The following is an 18,650-nucleotide window of genomic DNA, read 5'->3' on the forward strand; positions in this document are numbered from 1 at the left end:
CTCACAATCAGAGACGGAAGAGCGAACGATGGGTTCTGTCGACAACGGCGCCGCGCCGCCTGTCCTCGAAATGAGAAGCATCAAGAAGTCCTACGGGTCGGTGCACGCCCTTCGCGGAGTGGACTTCACTCTGCGCAAGGGCGAAGTGATGGCGCTCCTCGGCGAAAACGGCGCGGGCAAGAGCACCCTGGTGAAAATTCTCGCAGGCCTCGAATCCGCGGACGAGGGAACGATCCTGGTCGACGGCGAACCGACTCAACTCGGCAGCACCCGGCGCTCACGATCTGCCGGTATCGCCGTCGCCGAGCAGGAGCTGAGCGTGATCGGCCCCCTGAGCGCCGCGGAGAACATCTTCCTCGGCGGCGTACCGTTCAAGGGCGCGTGGACCTCCGCGAGGCTCGCGAAGGAAGCGCGCAAGCATCTCGATGCCGTGGGGCTAGAGCACATCGATCCACGCACCCCGGTGGAGACGCTGTCGGTGGCAGAGCGCCAACTCATCGAAATCGGCCGTCTGCTCGCTCGTGATGCAAAGATCCTCATTCTCGACGAACCCACTGCGGCACTGTCGGATAGCGACATCGAACGAGTAAAAAGTACGGTACTGCGGCTCGCGGCCGCCGGGCACAGCATCGTGTACGTGACCCACCGGCTCGGTGAGGTCTTCGAGATCGCCGACCGCATCACCATATTCCGCAGCGGCCGGAGCAACCCTCCCTGCAACGTCAGTGACGTCACCCTCGAGAAGGTCATCGAAACGATGATCGGTCGTCCCCTCGAAGACATGTTCCCGAGACGCGCCCAATCATTCAGAGCTGCCATCCTCGACGTTGCCGGCATCACGACCCGAGAGCTTCCCAATCCCGTGTCGATGCAACTGCACGCAGGGGAGATCATCGGGGTGGCCGGTCAGCTAGGCTCCGGCTCAGGTGCGTTGGTGCGCGCGATTTCGGGTGTGGACGTAGTCGAGTCCGGGTCAATCGTGATCGACAGTGCGCTACTACCACCGGCGCACACCCTCACCGACGCCATCAAGTCCGGGATTGCGTACTGCTCGAGTGACCGGAAACTGGATGGCATCTTCGCCGACCTGACCGTCTCGACCAACTTGATGGTTCCTGCCATCAAGTCGATCTCGCCGAACGGACTCGTCAGCCGACGCCGGGTCCGGGAACTGACCCACGCGATCGCAGGGCAAGTCGCTCTGAGCCCGACCCGGATGCCCCACAAGACCGGCACTCTCAGCGGTGGAAACCAACAGAAGGTCGCGTTAGGAAAGTGGCTGGGTATCGCACCGAAAGTGCTACTGGTGCAGGAACCGACCCGCGGCGTGGACATCGGTGCGCGTGCCGAGATCTACCAGCACTTGCGGACGCTCGCCGAGCAGGGCCTGGCGATCGTGTTCGCCTCGTCAGACCTCGAGGAGGTTCACGGCCTCGCCGACACCATCGTCACGATGTTCCGTGGTCGTCTCATTCGCACGGTTCCTGCCACGTCCATCAGCACACATGAAGTGCTGCGGGACATCACTCACCCCGAGGAGGCACAGATATGAGCGCGGTCGGCACGACTACGGTCACATCCGCAGATCCGCCCGCGTCGGCAGACGCCCCGGCAGCGAGAAGATACCTCCCGCTGGCGGGGGCCGCCGTGGCGCTGGCTACGGCGATCATCGTCGCGGGGCTGACCAACGAGGCATTCCTCACCACAGCGAACGCGCTGGCCATCCTCAGGTCCGCGGCCCTGACCGGAATCGTTGCCCTCGGTGCCACGTTCATCACCGTCGCCGGCCGATTCTTCTCACTGGCGCTTGGGCAGACAGCGGTATTCGGCGGAGTGACCTTTGCTCTGCTGATGTCACACGGTGCGCCGTTTGCCCTCGCTGTCGTCGCGACGCTGATCGTAACCCTGATACTCGGTGCCGTGCAGGGCGCTTTGGTCTCGATGGGTGCCAACCCGATCGTCACCACCTTGGGGGCCGGGGCACTACTCGCGGGTCTCGCTGGTCTCGCGACTGGCGGTAAGAACGTCCGTATCGAAAGCACCTCGGTTGAGTGGTGGGGGAACGCTCGTCCGCTCGGGGTGCCGACGCAGACCTGGGCGTTCCTGATCCTGATCGTCGTTGCGTGGTTCGTGATGAGCAAGACACGATTCGGGCGGCAAACGGTGGTCACCGGTGCCAACCGGGCCACTGCGCTCAATTCCGGAATCGCGGTCTGGAAGGTCACGACCGTAGTCTTCGTCGTCGCGAGCGTAGCGGCGGGCATCGTGGGGATATTCGGCGCCGCGCAGTTCAGCCAGGCCCGGATCAGCGAGTTCGGCGGCCTCGACTTCGACGTTGTCGCAGCGATTCTCATCGGTGGCACCGCGATTCAAGGTGGGCAGGGTTCGCCGACTCGAACGGCGCTGGGCGCGGTCTTCATCGCGATGCTTCAAAACTACATGTTGTTGCTGGGCTGGTCCTTCGGAATAAGGACGACCATCATGGGTGCCTTCATCCTGGTTGTTGTGGTGTCCTTCCACCTGGTTCGTGGCAGAGCGGGAGCTAAATGATGCGGTCTCGAATTCTTCACCATGACCTCATACTGCGCATCGCGTTGGCGGTGCTGGTGTTTCTTTTCTTCGCCCTCACCACCGGAGGCTATGCAAGCAGCGGCAACATCTATGCGATCTTGGAATCCTGTGCCCTCGTCGGCATCGTCGCCGCCGGACTCGGTGTCACCATGCTGGCCGGTGAACTCGATCTGTCGGTGGGCTCGATCGCCGCCTGCGCCGGAATCGTCGCAGTCCAGATGTCCGGATCCGGAGTCGTGGTCGCGGTTGCCGCGGCGACTATCGCGGGGGTCGCCTTCGGTGTCGTTCAAGGCGCCCTCATCGCCCGATTGAACATCTCCTCACTGGTGTTCACACTCGGGACTTTCATCGCCTTGCGCGGTGTGGCATACGTACTCTCACACGAGCAGACCGTGACGATGGACCTGTCCAACCTTGCGATCACAACCGCCTTGCGCGAGCGGTTCGTCATCTTCTCCCCGTTCAGTCTGACAATGATCGCCCTCGTGGTGGCGGTCGGGTACGTCCTCCGGTACACCCGCATCGGCCGAGAGATCTACGCAATAGGTGGTGCGCGCAAGGAATCCCGCGCGGCCGGTATCTCACCCTCAAAGCCCCTCGTTCTGGCCTTCGCTCTCTCGGCGGGGCTGGCTGCTCTGGCGGGCTCGCTGGCATCCCTGCGGTCCGGTAGTGCCACTCCAAGTGGACACGAAACGCTGCTTGTCGCCGCCGTCACGGCAGCCTTGATCGGCGGGATCAGCCTGTACGGCGGCCGGGGAAGCATGTCGGGCATCTTCGTCGGCGTTCTGACCCTGCAGTTCCTCCTCTCCGGTCTGACATTGCACGGCGCCGCATTCTGGGCGGCAAGCCTTGCGACCGGAGCGGTCCTGCTCGTATTTCTGGTCCTGGACATCGCGAACGGATCCTCTCCGATCGGCCAGTCGCTCCGCAGATTCCATATTGCCCGGCGGTCCTCGCGCACACCCCGCACGCAGACGACGGTATCTGCATCCACCCCTGTGCCCTAGCTTCCCGTACCGGGGTCGACCACTACACCTCGAGAATGCTGTCCGCTACCGATATATCGAAGGAAGATGACTCATGAGTGAAACCGGCTTCGTCCAGGGCACACGTTTGGCCAACCGTAAGGCGGTCGTCACCGGGGGAGCGTCGGGGATCGGCCGCGCGAGCGCGCTCCGATTCGCGATGGAAGGTGCACGCGTCGTCATCTGGGATCTGAACAAGGAGCGCATCGACGAAACGGTCGAGTTCATTCGGAACTGCGGAGGCGATGCAGCCGGTGTACAGGTCGATATCTCTGACACGGCCAGCGTAGAGGCGGCGGCCGAAGAGTCGATCCGGATCCTCGGTGAAGTCACCGTGATCATGAACAATGCCGGGATCCTCGATGACTACGCCACCGCACTCGAGACGGACGACGCGTTGTGGGACAAAGTGGTCGGAGTAAACCTGAAGGGAATGTTCTTGGTCAGCAGGGCTCTGCTGCCCTCGATGTTGGCCGCCGGGGGCGGAGCGATCGTCAACACCGCCTCCGTCTCAGCGCTCATCGCAGGCGGCGGCGGGATCGCTTACACCACCTCCAAGCATGGGGTTATCGGATTCACCAAGCAAATGGCATTCGACTACGCCCACCAAAACGTGCGGGTCAACGCCATTGCCCCCGGCGCGGTGGAGACCGAAATGACGAAGGACATCCTCAACAATGAAGAGTTGCCTGTGGTCGAGGCACTGCGCAAGGCACCCGCCGGACGCCACGCCCAACCCTCGGAACTAGCCAACGTAGCGCTCTTCCTGGCCAGCGATGAAGCCAGCTTCGTACACGGAGCGGTATACATGGCAGACGGGGGTTGGACTATTCAGTAGGCGGTGCGGCCGCCTGAGAATCGACTTGGTGGGGACGGCCGCCGCGCCTGATTCAGTCGCCGACACCACGGCCCACCCTGCGGGGCAACGCAACGAGCCCATACCCATCAACCGGCGTCCGAGTCGGACTTCGGCCCTGCCAGACCGACGATTTCAGGTAGCCGGGGCTCACGTGCGGGTCCTGCCGAGTGCACCGCGTGCGGACGCACAAAGCGATGCCCACCTGCTCATTGTGGAGAGGAGATCCGATGAGCCGCGTCACCGACCTCCCGGCTCACAACGCCAACACTGCAATGCCGGCATGGCTTATGGTGCTGATCACGACGGCCTGCGGCGTGGTCGTCGCCAACCTCTACTACTCGCAGCCACTTCTCAGCGAGATCGGCGCATCCCTCGGGATGTCGCCGCAGACCGCCGGGCTGATCGTCACCTTCACCCAGATCGGTTACGGTCTCGGTCTTCTCCTCGTCGTACCGTTGGGCGATGTGTTCGAGAACCGAGCCCTGATCTCGGTTCTGCTGACGATCGAAGCCCTGGTCCTCGTCGCTGCCGCCATCGGTGGGGCGCCGATCCCGTTCCTGATGATTTCGGGACTGATCGGACTCGCCGCGGTAGCCGTGCAAGTGCTGGTGCCCTTCACTTCGCACTATGCCCCCGAGCATCGGCGCGGCCGCGTCATCGGCACCGTCATGAGTGGACTCACCCTTGGAATCATGCTGGCCAGACTGGTCGCCAGTCTCATCGCCAGTGTTTGGTCCTGGCGAGCCGTCTACACAATGTCCGCCCTCCTCGTCATGGCAATTGCCATCGCAATCCGATGTACGTTGCCCACTCGCCGCCCGGACTACACGGTGAGCTACCGCGCGCTGCTGGGGTCGCTTCCGGGCATCATGCGCGAAACCCCGGTGCTGCGGCGCCGCGCGCTCTACCATGCCTGCCTGTTCGGATCCTTCAGTGTCTTCTGGACAACCCTTCCCCTGCTTCTTACCAGCGAGGCATTCGGTCTGTCCCAATTGGGACTTGCCATGTTCGCCCTAGTCGGCGCCGTCGGCGCCGCAGCATCCCCGCTCGCCGGCCGATTAGCCGACCACGGACTGACCCGACCGTGGACATGTATCGCCATCCTCGCTGTACTTACTTCCCTGTTGGCTGCCGCATTCGTCCCCACCGGAACCGCCCTCGGCCTCGGTATCCTGGTCGGTGCGGCAATCCTGCTCGACTTCGGCGTCATGACCAACGTGGTCCTGGGACAACGCGCCATCTACGCCCTCGGCCCTCAGCTACGCTCCCGCCTCAACGGCCTGTACATGGCCACATTCTTCGCCGGCGGCGCGCTCGGGTCCGCCGTTGGGGGCTTCGTATACGCCCATTGTGGATGGAGAGCCGCCGCACTCACCGGTGTAGTCCTACCCGCCCTCGCCCTCGCGTACTTCCTCACCGATCGGCACTGCGAAATCTACTGTCACAGTGCTCCTTAGGCTACTCAGTGCGCCACGTCAAACGCGGCGCCGCCCTTGTGCAGGTCGCGACCATCACGGGTCGGTTTGGTAGGCCAAGCGTGTTGGATGGTATACGTTGCGCCCGATGTACATAACATCGTCGCTGAACAGGTTTGTGGGCGAGTCCATATGAAGGAGACAGGCACCGAACTTCAACATGCCATGTGGCGAGTTCACATTGCGTCGTCTTCGCAAGGATTGCCGTGCTGGCCGGCTGCTGGAACCGAGTGCAGTGACGATTCAGATCCTTTGGGGCGCGTCGGCAGTCGCCAGGTCCGCGAGGAATGTGGCCGGGACTTGCGCCCAATCGCTGCGCCACGTCCCGGCGACCTGATCCTCCCGCAGCGCCGCGATGAGCGAGACGATGTGTGGTCCACCATCGGGAAGGTGACGCATCATGCCCAGCTCGGCGCATTGTGCCGCGATCGCGGTGAGCAGTTCCTTGGCTTCGTCGATACGACCCGAGGCAGACAGACAGGCTATGAGCAACCTTCTGGCCTGCAGCAACAGTCGGTGTGCACCGCGGCCCTCGAGTCGGTTCGTCCACTCCTTTGCCCATGTGCACGCGAGCACGGCCTGGTCCGGTGAATGCTCGTCGAGCAGCAGTCTGATGGCTGTTGCCTCCTCGATCTGTGCCGTCAGTGCCTCGATACCGTCGACCGGTCGACGACGAGAGGAATATTCTGCGGGCCGCGAGACCGGGATGTCGGGACTCAGGGGAAGCCCCAGCCTGATCCGTTCGTTCTCGACGTTGGCGCGCAACCGCGGAAGAGACAGTGTCACAGCGATCCTCGCCCCCTCATCCAGTCGCTGCGCTGCCGTTATTCGGTCGCCCCGCAGGGCCTTGATACGCGCCCCGAGGACATACCGAGGGATCTTGAATTCCACGAGACCGCCCTCGCCCCCAAGCTCGTAGCCTTCGTCGAGCAAGATTTCGGCCTGGTCGATCTCGCCCCGTTCGTACAACAACGCGCCGAGGAGAGAATCGGCCAGGCGCGCGGCCTCTGAGTGCTTGCCACCCAACTTGCTCGCCACACGCACCCCCGCCCGAAAGCTGCTTTCCGCCGCGGCGACATCGAGTTGTTCGTAGGCGGCAAGGCCGGCGAAACAGTGCCCGTGCATCACCAGGTACGGACCGTTGGTTCGCGCATGAAATGTGGAGGCCCATTCCTGCAGTCGGCGTGCCTCGTCGAAATCGAACTGGTATGTCGCGCGATAGGTTGCCATGTTCGCGGCACTCGACACAACCCACGGCCGCAACGTGTCCAGCCGCGGCAGGCATGCCTGGACCAACTCGTCCGCGCCGTCGATTCGGTCCGCGCGGAACCGAATAACACCTCGCATCACAGCCGCCTCGACACGCAGGTCGGCGACCTCGTCGGTGGGGGGAACACGGTCGAGCGTTGATTCGACGAGGTCGAGTGCTCGCTGTGCGGGTGCGGCGCGATGCAGCATGATATTGGCCCAGGCTACGGCGAGTTGCAACCACGGGCGCGACTCCGTGAGTGCAGGTGGGAGTTTCGCAACCATCCCGAGGAGGGTCGTCATGTGCGAGTACTCGATCAGGTGCATCCCATCGCGCTCGACGAGCTCGGCCGCCCGGACCTGATCCCCAGCCATGAGTGCATGATCGACGGCCTCGCCGAGCAGCTCGTGATCGGCGAACCAGGTTGATGCCGTGCGGTGAAGTTCGTCGATCCGCTCGGGTTGATCACGCTCGAGTCGGCGTTGCAGGAACTCGGCGAACACGTGGTTGTACCGGAACCACACTCCGTCCTCGTCCACCCGTCGCAGGAACAAGTCCCGCTCCTCGACTACTTCGAGTAGCGCCTGCCCGCGCGACACGTGCGCCAGCGCGCCCGCGAGGCTGCCGCTGATCCGTTCGGTAACCGACGTCGCCAGCAGAAAATCGAGGATCTCCGGTTCCAACGTGTCGAGCACGTTTTCGGCGAGGAACTCGCCGATGGCGTGATGCCGACCCGACATGTGCCCGATCAGCTCGGTGGGGTCGTCGCGTCCGCGCAGTGACAGGTACGCCAATTGCAACGCTGCCACCCACCCGTCGGTCGAATCCCGCAGGTCCGCGACATCCTCTTGCTCCAGCTCCAGTCCGCCCAGGTCGACCAGGAAGGATCGTGCCTCATTGTCATCGAAACGTAATGCTGTGTAGTCGATTTCGACAAGCTCATCACGCACGCGCATTCTACTCATCGGAAGGCCGGCCCGGGTGCGGCTTGCCACGACGACCTGGAGGTGGTGGCAGCCGTTGTCGAGCAGGAATCCCATGGCTCCGCGTGTCCCGGCGTCTATGACCCGGTGCCAGTCGTCGATCACGATCGCCACCCGCTCACCGCGGGCGTGGATCTCGTTGATCAGTGAAGACAGGACGTACTGCTCGGCCTCGTCGCCGTGCTCGTCGAGCGCCTGCCCGAGGTCGCGCGCCAGGGTCGGGCGGACCCGCCGGATCGCCTCGACCAGATGCGAGAGAAACCACACCATGTTGTTGTCGTCGTGATCGACCGTCAGCCACGCGACCGCCACACCCTCCGCTGTCAGCACTTCACCCCATTGGGCGGCGAGGGTGCTCTTGCCGAATCCGGCCGGCGCGTGAATGACCGTCAACCGGCGCCGCTGTCCAGCGCGTAGGGAGTCGATCAGTTGTCTACGCTCGACCAGTTGCCGGGTCGGCGTCGGCGGGCGGAATCGGGTGGAGGGGGCGGGCGGCGTCCCTGTCGTCGCTGCATCGTTCCGGCCTGCCGTCGTCATCGGGCCGGACCTGCCCGACGCGGTCCTGGTCGAGGCGCCTCGGCGAGGTTCATCGTGGGTTTGCGTGCCGAGGTCGGTGGGTAGGGCCATCTCGTCGGCGGGCAGGCCGTTCCGGAGTTGGGCTTCGCGCAGTTCCTCCCCGAACTCGGCCGCAGTCGACGCACGATCGTCTGGCTCCCGGGCCATCGCCCTCTCGATCGCCGCACATATGTCGGCGGGGATGTCCTCCCCACGCAGTTCCGGCACCGGGTGGGAGGTGATCCGCAGGAATTGGGCCATCACCTGCTCACCGCTGCGCCGCTCGAACGCGGCATGCCCGGTAATCGCGCAGAACAACGTCGCCCCGAGGCCGTACACGTCCGATGCCGGGGTGGGGGGCCGGCCCCCGAGCACCTCGGGGGCGGTGAACGCCGGTGAGCCGACCACCGCGCGCGTCGAGGTCTCGAAGCCACCCGCGATGCGTGCGATCCCGAAATCGGTCAACTGCGGTTCCCCGTAGTCCGTGAGCAGGATGTTCGCGGGCTTGACGTCCCGATGTACGGTGCCGATCCGGTGCGCGGTCTCGAGCGCGCCCGCGACCTTTACACCGAGTCGAACCGCCTCCTGCCACTCGATCGGGCCCGTGCGGTGGATCCGTGTCGCCAGCGAACCGTGCGGGTGGTAGTGCATCACAATGTACGGTTGCCCGCTGGTGGTGGCACCGACCTGCAGAATGTTGGCGATGTTCGGATGTCCGGACAGCCGGCCCATGGCCCGTTGCTCACGAATGAACCGCTCGAGGTTGTCCGGTTCCAGATCGGCGGTGAGAACCTTCACTGCGACGGTGCGGTCGAGGGATGGCTGCAGGCAGCGGTAGACGATGCCGAAGCCGCCCCGACCGACCTCCTGGGCATCGTCGAACCCCGCCGCGGCCAACTCCGTGGCGATATCCGGGGTCAGATCACGCTGTGTCGCCGTTGGATCGTATTCGGCCACGGCCGACCTCGATCCCGTGCCTCGGTGTCCGCAATCGCGGTGTCATGCACATCACCTCTCCAGCGTCAATGCGAGCATAACCCCGACCCGAACCCTCGAATCGTCGGTGAGTAGCCAGTTCGCTCGGCCCGCGCGGTCAACCGAGGTCGAGGTCGGTGTGCCGTCGAGTCGAGAGCGAGGAGCGCTCGCACTGTTCGTCCACCCGCAGTCGGCGAGTGGACCGTCCGACCGACACCGCTGCGGCACGGCAGCGCGACAAGCAGCCGGTGGTACCTTTCGTCCCTCGGCCGCAATTTGCCCCGCTCCGGAGTGCGGCAGGGATTCCGACCTGCGGACGACTGACCCATCGCACTCGTTACGGGATTCGGGAATTGTTGTGCCCAAATAACCTTCGACTGGCGGCTTTCGGCGGCACCGCGGGGATCGTGCAGATTTCCGTCGCTGCTCGCGGTCGACTACCGTATCAAGCTCGCTTGCAACGTGATTCGTCTGCCTTGCCTTCATCAAATGCGCCGAATGGGGTGCCAGATGTAGTCGGCGCCCTGGGACTGCGCATCGGTCAGCCCAGGCCGCAGCCCTCGCTCTGTCGGGCTACCGTGCCGGCGCCCAGAGGCCGGCTATGAGCTCATACGAGCGCATACGTGCTGCTTGGTCGTAGGTCTCCGACATGAAGACGAGCTCGCGGGCGCCCGTCCGAGCCACGAGCGCTTCGAGTCGAGGACGGACGGTCTCAGACGTACCGATGTAGGACTGGCTCAGCTGCTCCGCCACTGCTGCGGCTTCGGCCCGGGTCCACAGCTGATGTATGTCGTCCACCGGTGGATCCAGCGGCTGCATCCGGCCGCGCACCGTTGCGAGGAACCGCTGTTGGACGGAAGTGAACAGCCGGGCCGCCTCTCGGTCGTCATCGGCGAGGACTGCGTTCACGGAGACCATCGCATACGGCTCGGAAAGCGTCTGCGAAGGGCGAAATGTGGAGTGGTAGAGGTCCGCTGCCTCCTGCAACCGAGACGGGGCGAAGTGCCCGGCAAAGACGAACGGCAGCCCGAGACGCGCGGCCAAGGCCGCGCTGTAGACACCGGAACCCAGCAGGTGGATGGGTGTGACGGCGCCCTCTCCCGGGATGGCCCGCACCTGTGGTCGTGTGCCGTGGAGGTAGGAGAGGAGTTCGGCGAACTGCGCAGTGAACTCCTGGTCCGCCGGTCGCCCGCGACGGATTTCGGCCGCTGTCCACGGGTCCGTTCCCGGTGCGCGCCCCAGCCCGAGATCGAAACGGCCGGGGTGCAGGGCTGTCAGTGTGCCGACCTGCTCGGCCACGACGAGCGGCGCGTAGTTGGACAGATTGAGACTGCCGGTGCCGACCCGGATGGTCCGGGTTCCGGCGGCGACGGCGCCGGCCAGGATGATGTTGGCCGAGCTCGCCATCGGCGCCATGTTGTGGTGCTCGGCAAGCCAGTAGCGGTGAAAACCCAGGCGCTCGGCATAGGCGGCGAGTTCGACGGTGCGGTGCAATGCGTCACCGACAGTGTGGCCGTGACGAATCGGTGCGAGATCGAGAAGCGAGAGTGCCGGACGATCCGGAGGAGTGGAAAGGGTATCCATCGCGTGCCGTTTCTTGTCTAGGAGTGGGTGCGAGTGCGTGAGGGGTTCCTAGGACGGGGGAGACACCTGGGAGGCGGCACGGCGGCCGCGACCTCGGCGGGACGGTCTACCGTTCCGTCGCGGTGATCCAGCCGGGTATGTATTCGAAACGCGAGATCTTCCAGGTGTCGTCTTCGCGGCGGAGATCCAACTGATAGTGGGCTCCGTAGAGATCCTGCCCATTCGGTGTAGCCGGCCGCTGAGGGATGATGCGGCCGACCACAAGGTGAGCGGTGTTGCGAGCTTCGTCGACCGTGATCTGCAGCGGACGGCCGAAATGTTGCATCCACGGCCACAGGCGACGGAAGGACTTCATCTGTCCGATAACTTCATGGCGTCCTTGCAGGTCACCCATCGGGGGGAACGCCCCGAAGACATCCTCGGTGAAGCAGCCATGCAGGAGCGTGATGTCCCCTTGGTCAATGGCCCACGAATAGCGCGAGTAGAAGTCGGCGACCTGCCGCACGGCATCGTGGGGGTCGAGATCGGGGATGCCGCGGGCCCAGGGTGAGTCCAATTCGCTCACGATGCTGGGCGTCGCGTCGCCGATCTTCCATCCTTCGGGGGAGGGGATGCTCCATTTCGCGAACCGAGCCTCGTCCCCGTCGATCCATGGGATGGACAGCCGCAGGACCTCGAATTGCCAACCGGACTCAGTCCGGACGAGGTCGGCCACAAGTGTCGCGCCGAACGTCGAAGGCGCCGGTTCTGTTTGCGGTGTGAAACCGTACAGGTAGGAGGTAAGGACGGCCCGCTCGTCGTCGCCGCCGACGAAGTGGTTCGTGGTGACTATGTCTAGGGGCATGGCGGGATCGAAATCGGCGCTGAACAGAGCCGTGATGTCCCTGGCTCCGCGGGCCTCGCCATGCGCACTGGAGTGCAGGACGCTCGAGTCGGCGAAGACGGTAGTCAAGGCGTCCTGGTCGCTGCAGGCCCAACCTGCCACGAAGATGTCCAACGCCGCGAGTGCCCCCTCGGCCGTCGGGGTCATCGGCCTTTGTCCTGATACTGGGTCGAGGCGGCCTCGCTCCGATTTGATCAATCCATTGTTGCGGGTCATGTTGTCGACGCTAATCAATGACATTGATGTCAAGGTCAAGCGAATCCGGAGTGAAGCACGTCACCACCCACGCGCGGCGCAAACGCGCAGAACGGAATTCGACCGAACTCGGAAACCTGAGATCAACACCCTGTCAGCGGCGGGCGGCCATCCCTCTCGCCTCTCAGGCGGCCGGGCTGGCGACCGTAAGGTAGGCGCGGATGGCGTCCCGATTGCGCGTCAGAGTGTCGATGCGCCGCTCGATCTCGCCGAGCTCGCGGGCGAGATTGGCGGCCAACTCCGCGTCGACCATCGGGCGCAAGGCGGCGCCGGCGCCGAGGAAGCAGGGCACGATCTCGCGAATGACCCCGGTGCTCAGCCCCGCCTGGAGCAGATCGCGAATCTGCTGGACGCGCTGCACTGCGCTCTCGGGGTAGTCCCGGTAGCCGTTGGCCAGACGGTCGGGGTGCAGCAAGTCCTGCTGTTCGTAGTAGCGGATGAGTCGAGTGGCGACTCCGGTGCGATGGGAAAGTTCACCGATCTTCATGGTGATGTGCTTCACTCCGTTTCGGCTTGACCTTGACATCAATGTACAAGTTTAGCGTCAATGGCGTGACCGACGTAATGAACGACCCCTCCAGAACAAAACGGGGCGGCCTCGGCGTCCTGTTCGTGGCCGCCTTCATGACCATCACCACCGAGACCCTGCCCATGGGTCTGCTGCCGCAGATGGGCCAAGGCCTGGGGGCATCAGAGTCGCAGGTCGGACTGTTGGTCGCGATCTACGCGCTCGTGGTCATGCTCGTGACCTTGCCGGTCACCGCGTGGACCGCCAACTGGCCACGCCGTCGACTCTTCCTGGTGATCATGGCGGCCTTCGCCGTGAGCAACCTGTTGATGGCCCTCGCCCCCACCTTTCCCGTGGCCATTATCGGCCGGCTCATCGCGGCGCTGGTGCACGGTGTGCTCTGGTCGATGATGGCTGCTTACGCCACCCAGATGGTCGCTCCCGGCCGCGCCGGCCGCGCCGTCGCCACGGTCTACGCCGGTAACAGCGCAGCCCTGTCCCTGGGCGTCCCCCTGGGTACGGCACTGGGTAACGCCCTGAGCTGGCGAGCGGCCTTCGTCGTCCTGGCTGGGGTGGCGGTCCTCGTGATGGCCGCGGCTCCCGCCCTGTTGCCTCAGGTTCCTGGCACGCGCTCCGCCGACTCGTCGGCCGCCAAGGCATTCAGGATCCCCGGAGTGCTGGCCATCGCCGTCACGACCACCGTGGTCATGCTGGGTCACTTCACGCTCTACACCTATGTCGCCCCCTTCCTGCAGGATGCCGGCATCTCCGAGAGCGCGGTCAGCCCTGTCCTTTTCGCCTTCGGCGTCGCGGGCATCGCCGGGGTGTGGTGCGCCGGAATGCTGGTGGACCGGCGCCCGCGGGGCGCCCTGCTGAGCGCCGTGGGCATCGTGGTTCTGGCCCTGACCGGATTGGGGGCAGTCGGCTGGTTCACTCCTGCGACGATCACACTGATTGTGCTGTGGGGACTGGCCTACGCGGCACTACCGACCTTCCTGCAGTCCGCCGCACTCAAAGCAGCGCCCGCGGCGCCGGCCGCCGCCTCCGCGCTGTTCATAATCGGCTTCAACCTCGGCATCGGCGGCGGTTCCTTGGTCGGCGGTCAGGTCCTCGATCACATCGGCGTAGCCGCCGTGCCCGGTGCGGCCGCTGCACTCACCGCGGTCGCCTTGCTCATCGCCCTATTCGCTCGCACGTCCGCCTTCCCTCGCCGCCCGACGTCGGCCGTCATCGCCCGCCCCGGCAACGAGGACGAGCCCACCCCTGCTCACCAACTCGCCGAGCTCGGTCAGCACCACTGACCTGCACCACCGTCACCCGCACATATCCAGGCGTGATCACGCATCCGCGCCGATCAATCCATGCATCCGCTGCAGCACGCGAAAGGCAATCTCGCACAGTCATGAACCACCTCCGCGATATCCCGCTCTCCCTTCTCAACCTCGCCCCCATCCGGCACGGCGGCACCGCCACCGAGGCGCTGCACGAGACCATCGAACTTGCCCGCAAGGCAGAGGAGTTCGGCTACCACCGCTACTGGATCGCCGAGCACCACAACATGGCCGCCGTGGCCTCCGCGGCGACCTCCGTCCTGATCGGACAGGTGGTCGCTGCCACCGAGCGGATCAAGGTCGGCTCCGGCGGCATCATGCTCCCCAACCACGCCCCGTACGTCGTCGCCGAACAGTTCGGCACCCTCGCCGCCCTCTACCCAGGACGCATCGACCTCGGTCTGGGACGCGCACCGGGCACCGACCCGTGGACCGCCCAGGCACTGCGCCGCGGTGACGCCACCGCCGAGGACTTTCCGGCCCAGGTGGCCGACGTTCGCCGCTACCTCGCGCCGGGCAAAATCACCCGCCGGGTCCGCGCCATCCCCGGCGAGGGCACCAATGTCCCGCTGTACATCCTCGGGTCCTCCACCTTCGGCGCGGCCCTGGCCGCGAAGGAAGGCCTGCCCTTCGTCTTCGCCTCACATTTCGCTCCCAACCAGCTGTCCGCTGCCCTGGACATCTACCGTGCGAACTTCCGCCCCTCCGAAAACCTGGACAAGCCGCACGCCGTCGTCGGCGTGAACGTCATCGCAGCCGACACCGACCGCAGCGCCGAGCACATCTTCACGACCCTCCAGCGCAAGTTCCTCACCCTGATCCGCGGCGAACTGCAGAACCTGCCACCCGTCGACGACATCGACCAACTGTGGTCCCCGCAAGAAGCCTCAGCTGTCGGGGCCATGCTCCGCGCGTCCTGCGTCGGCTCGCCCGCCACGGTCCGCGACGGCCTCAACGAACTGGTCAAGCACACGCAGGCCGACGAACTCATCGTTCTCACCGAGACCTGGGAGTTCAAGGACCGCATCCGCAGCTACGAACTCCTCGCCGAGCTGAAGACCGCATGACATCCGGCTCCCTCTCGGCGCCCGGCACTGTGAACTCCCCGCTTTTCGACAGCGCAACAGTGGGCGCCCTTACCGTGCCCAATCGCATCGTGATGGCTCCGATGACTCGATCCCGCGCCGCCTCGGATGGCACGCCCAGCGCGTTGATGAGCACCTACTACGCACAGCGCGCCAGCGCCGGACTGATCATCGCCGAGGGCACCCACCCCACCGCGGCCGGCCGACTCGGACCCGGCGTGCCAGGCCTGCACAGTGACGCCCACCGGCGCGGCTGGTCTCGTGTAGCTGATGCGGTGCACGACGCTGGGGGCCGGATCTTCGTGCAGCTGATGCATGCGGGACGTCTCGCCCACCCCTCCTTCCTGCCTGATGGGGTGTATCCCGTGGCGCCCTCGGCCATCGCCGCCCGGGCGGAGGTGTACACCGCAGACGGCAGGAGACTGGCCGTCCGCCCGCAGCAGCTCACCGGAGCCCAGACCCTGACCATTGTCGAGGACTTCGCCCGCTCAGCCGAGCGGGCGATGGCAGCGGGACTGGATGGTGTCGAGATCCACGCCGCCAACGGCTATCTTCTGCACCAGTTCCTCGCCGAGAACACCAATCTGCGCACCGACAACTGGGGCGGATCCAACGAGGGCCGCATCCGGCTGACGGTCGACGTCGTACGAGCGGTCGCCGCGGCCATAGGCCCGCATCGAGTGGGGCTGCGGATCTCCCCCGGCAACCGATTCGGTGACGTCATCGATCACGACCCGCACACCACCTACACATCGCTGGTTCAGGAGCTGGCACAGGAGGAGCTGGCCTACCTGCACCTCGTCGAGGCAGGTAACGCCGACCTCGACGACCGAATCCGGGGCCTGTGGCCGAGTGCTCTCGTGGTGTCGCCGACACTCAGCCGGCCTGACGATGTCACGAAGGTCGGTGCCGCAGATGCCTGGCTCCGACGCGGGGCCGACCTGATTGCCTTCGGCCGCGGCTTCCTTGCCAACCCGGATTTCGTGGAGCGTATCCGCCGAGGCGCCCCGCTCAATGCCCCGGAACCGATCGGGATCTACGGCGGCGACCACCGCGGATACACGGACTACCCGACCCTGGAACAGGCACACACGGTTCGTACGTGACGCGGCAAGCCGCAGGTGTTTGCGTGGAACGCAGTGTTCTGCTGGAGCATCTGCAGTTCTCTCAGGCTTGGTACTTCGGTCCGCGGCAGGTAGGTGTAGCACTCCGCCGTGTGCTTCTTGGCCCACTCCAAGGGCCTTCGAGGTGTATCCCGACGCTGTGAAAACAACGCATTCTCTCTGGTGCATTCGAGATCCCTTGTGAACAAGGCCTATTCGAGATTGCGACCTGTGGGCGTGGTGTTTGATTAACGCGGCGCGACCCTGCTCTCAATGACGCCGCCCGGCTGCCGAGCAAGCCATAGGCCGGGCCTACGGTTCGGTTGACTGCCGCGAACTGGCTTCGAGGAGGTGTTCTGCTTCTGCTCGAGCGGCCCGGCGAACTGCAGTGAGTGCGGCCGTCGGTGAGTTCGGTGCGTAGACGAGTACCAGAGGGAGCCCTAGTCCCAGTTTCCTGTCGAGGGGGAGGAATGTGATGTCGTCTCGGGTGTGATCGACGAACAATAGTGGCAGTACGGCCACCCCGGCGCCGGCGCCGATCATTGCGAGTTGAGCCCACATGTCGTCGGCTTCGACGATTCTTCGAGGTGAGCACTGACTGTCGGTGACGAGGCGGAGTAGTTCGTCGTAGAAGGCTGGGTTCCGGTCGCGTGGGGCCATGATGAAGTCCTCGTCGTTGAGGTCTGCAATGGAGGCGAGGCCGCGAGTTGCCAGTGGGTGGGAGCTGGTGACGGCCGCGTAGAGCGGCTCGTCCATGAGGGTGTCGACCGCGAGACCCGGTGGAGTGCTGCGGCTGCGGAGGATCCCGGCTTCGAGTTGTCCGTCGATCAGCTGACGGAGTTGAGTGTGACTGTTCATGGGGTGCAATGTCATTCGAACATCGGGAACCTCGGCGCGAACGGACGACAGGATTCGAGGCATGAGCAGCCGCATTGCTGGGTTCACCGCACCGATTCGTAGCGCTGCGGTGCGCCCGGCGGCCGCGTCGCGGGTGACCTGCTCGAGGCGGATCAGATCTGCCAGTAGCTGCCGGGATCCTTCGACCAGGGTCTCACCGGCTGTCGTGAGTCGGCTCCGCCGCGTCGTCCGTTCTACAAGCGGCCCACCGATGAGCCGTTCGAGCTTCCTGACGGTCTGGCTGAGGGTGGGCTGCGAGATATTCAACCGGTCGGCGGCCCGGCTGAAGCTCAGTTCGTCGGCCAGCACTGTGAGGTACTGCAGGTCGCGGATGTTCATCATGCATCGATTGTGTCTGAGTCACCGGACAAGGCATATAGATTTTGATAATAAATGCATGCCTGAATCTGGCATTGTTTTATGAATTCGGGCCTCTTACGCTCACATTGTCTGGTTGAAGTGATCTAGCCAACTGGGCGAGCCAACCGCTGAAGGGACAACTATCTCAATGACTACGACGGAAACTCTCGCGAGCGAGTACGACGAATACCTTGCAGAAGGCCGTATCTGGGGTCTCGTCGATCGTGAGCGGATCAAGAAGATCAAGTTCCCGCGCGTGCCGAAGGAGGTTGTCGATCGCTACCTCGCAATCGAGGACCTGACGACGTCGGTGTCGGACGTGCTCGACTCACTCGGCATCATCGGTGCGGTCCCCGCCTCGTTCCTCAAGCCACTGGCTCCCGGGCAGCAGATCGTGGGCCCCGCGGTGACCATCCGCAATCTCGTCGAGCGCAAGACGCCGACCCAGGGTTATGTGGACAAGGACTTCATTCGCATGTCCACGCGCGACATCTACTACCTGGCCGAGGCAGGCGACGTCCTGGTGACCGACACCGCCGGAGACCTTTCGGTGTCCAACATGGGCGCGCAGTCCTGCACCGTTGCGAAATCGCGCGGTCTCGCCGGCAGCATCGTGTACGGCGCAATCCGCGACGCCGGATCGATCCGCGACATGGGGTACCCGGTGTGGAGCAGCGGCGTGACCCCGATTACCGGAAAGTTCCGGATCGAGGCCATCGAGATGAATGGGCCGGTCACGTTATACGACGTTCGGGTGGAACCTGGCGACCTGATCGTCGCCGACGACTCCGGTGTATGCGTGGTGCCGTTCGAGCATGCGGAGTACGTAATCAGTGAGGTCGAGAGAATTGCGGAAGCCGAGCAGACGATGGCCAAGATGATCATCGAGGGTGCCCCCATCGATCAGTTGCGTCCCCTCTTCCGTAAGCGCTACAGCTGAGCTTACGGTTCA

Annotated in this window: 14 protein-coding genes; 9 read left to right on the top strand and 5 right to left on the bottom strand. The window is 64.6% G+C overall.

What is annotated here, in order from left to right; translation table 11 throughout:
* The first annotated feature begins 28 nt into the window (after positions 1 to 28).
* The 5 genes from CJ177_RS13040 to CJ177_RS13060 all read left to right on the top strand — a co-directional run bounded on the left by CJ177_RS13040 (position 29) and on the right by CJ177_RS13060 (position 5,912).
* Positions 29 to 1,552, top strand: coding sequence for a sugar ABC transporter ATP-binding protein (locus tag CJ177_RS13040; RefSeq protein ID WP_037182463.1), 1,524 nt, complete (start codon positions 29 to 31; stop codon positions 1,550 to 1,552).
* Complete coding sequence (locus CJ177_RS13045; RefSeq protein ID WP_005250691.1) at positions 1,549 to 2,550, top strand: ABC transporter permease; 1,002 nt, start codon at positions 1,549 to 1,551, stop codon at positions 2,548 to 2,550. The genes CJ177_RS13040 and CJ177_RS13045 overlap by 4 nt, the downstream gene beginning before the upstream one ends.
* Positions 2,547 to 3,578, top strand: a complete 1,032-nt coding sequence (locus CJ177_RS13050; protein WP_257014505.1) for an ABC transporter permease — start codon at positions 2,547 to 2,549, stop codon at positions 3,576 to 3,578. The genes CJ177_RS13045 and CJ177_RS13050 overlap by 4 nt, the downstream gene beginning before the upstream one ends.
* Positions 3,579 to 3,651: 73 nt before the next feature.
* Positions 3,652 to 4,434: an SDR family NAD(P)-dependent oxidoreductase gene (locus CJ177_RS13055; RefSeq protein WP_025433357.1), complete on the top strand. Its 783-nt coding sequence runs from the start codon at positions 3,652 to 3,654 to the stop codon at positions 4,432 to 4,434.
* A 248-nt stretch (positions 4,435 to 4,682) separates the two neighbouring features.
* Entirely contained in the window at positions 4,683 to 5,912 is a 1,230-nt protein-coding gene (locus CJ177_RS13060; RefSeq protein WP_257014506.1) for an MFS transporter, read from the top strand.
* 261 nt (positions 5,913 to 6,173) lie between these two features.
* Here CJ177_RS13060 and CJ177_RS13065 read toward each other — a convergent pair whose 3' ends face one another.
* The 4 genes from CJ177_RS13065 to CJ177_RS13080 all read right to left on the bottom strand — a co-directional run bounded on the left by CJ177_RS13065 (position 6,174) and on the right by CJ177_RS13080 (position 12,901).
* Positions 6,174 to 9,674, bottom strand: coding sequence for a serine/threonine-protein kinase (locus tag CJ177_RS13065; RefSeq protein WP_095867885.1), 3,501 nt, complete (start codon positions 9,672 to 9,674; stop codon positions 6,174 to 6,176).
* A 591-nt stretch (positions 9,675 to 10,265) separates the two neighbouring features.
* Complete coding sequence (locus tag CJ177_RS13070) at positions 10,266 to 11,276, bottom strand: LLM class flavin-dependent oxidoreductase (protein WP_095867886.1); 1,011 nt, start codon at positions 11,274 to 11,276, stop codon at positions 10,266 to 10,268.
* Between the two features lie 106 nt (positions 11,277 to 11,382).
* Positions 11,383 to 12,414, bottom strand: coding sequence for a nuclear transport factor 2 family protein (locus tag CJ177_RS13075; protein ID WP_228380638.1), 1,032 nt, complete (start codon positions 12,412 to 12,414; stop codon positions 11,383 to 11,385).
* 124 nt (positions 12,415 to 12,538) lie between these two features.
* Positions 12,539 to 12,901, bottom strand: coding sequence for a MerR family transcriptional regulator (locus CJ177_RS13080; RefSeq protein WP_095868220.1), 363 nt, complete (start codon positions 12,899 to 12,901; stop codon positions 12,539 to 12,541).
* Positions 12,902 to 12,978: 77 nt separating this feature from the next.
* Between CJ177_RS13080 and CJ177_RS13085 the strand changes: the two genes are divergently transcribed.
* From CJ177_RS13085 to CJ177_RS13095, 3 genes are all read left to right on the top strand, one after another.
* The gene (locus CJ177_RS13085) at positions 12,979 to 14,223 is read left to right on the top strand and encodes an MFS transporter (RefSeq protein WP_005250707.1); all 1,245 of its coding nucleotides are present in this window, start codon (positions 12,979 to 12,981) and stop codon (positions 14,221 to 14,223) included.
* Between the two features lie 101 nt (positions 14,224 to 14,324).
* Positions 14,325 to 15,320, top strand: coding sequence for an LLM class flavin-dependent oxidoreductase (locus tag CJ177_RS13090; protein WP_095867887.1), 996 nt, complete (start codon positions 14,325 to 14,327; stop codon positions 15,318 to 15,320).
* The gene (locus CJ177_RS13095; RefSeq protein ID WP_037182464.1) at positions 15,317 to 16,444 is read left to right on the top strand and encodes an alkene reductase; all 1,128 of its coding nucleotides are present in this window, start codon (positions 15,317 to 15,319) and stop codon (positions 16,442 to 16,444) included. Before CJ177_RS13090 ends, CJ177_RS13095 begins: the two co-directional genes overlap by 4 nt.
* A gap of 309 nt (positions 16,445 to 16,753) precedes the next feature.
* Here CJ177_RS13095 and CJ177_RS13100 read toward each other — a convergent pair whose 3' ends face one another.
* Entirely contained in the window at positions 16,754 to 17,680 is a 927-nt protein-coding gene (locus CJ177_RS13100; RefSeq protein ID WP_095867888.1) for a LysR family transcriptional regulator, read from the bottom strand.
* A gap of 166 nt (positions 17,681 to 17,846) precedes the next feature.
* On the opposite strand from CJ177_RS13100, the gene CJ177_RS13105 reads away from it, so the two are divergent.
* Positions 17,847 to 18,638 (top strand): RraA family protein, encoded by a 792-nt coding sequence (locus CJ177_RS13105; RefSeq protein WP_095867889.1) that lies wholly within the window; start codon positions 17,847 to 17,849, stop codon positions 18,636 to 18,638.
* Positions 18,639 to 18,650 lie beyond the last annotated feature (12 nt).

The sequence above is a fragment of the Rhodococcus sp. ACPA1 genome (assembly GCF_002300195.1).
GTDB classification, from domain to species: domain Bacteria; phylum Actinomycetota; class Actinomycetes; order Mycobacteriales; family Mycobacteriaceae; genus Rhodococcus_F; species Rhodococcus_F opacus.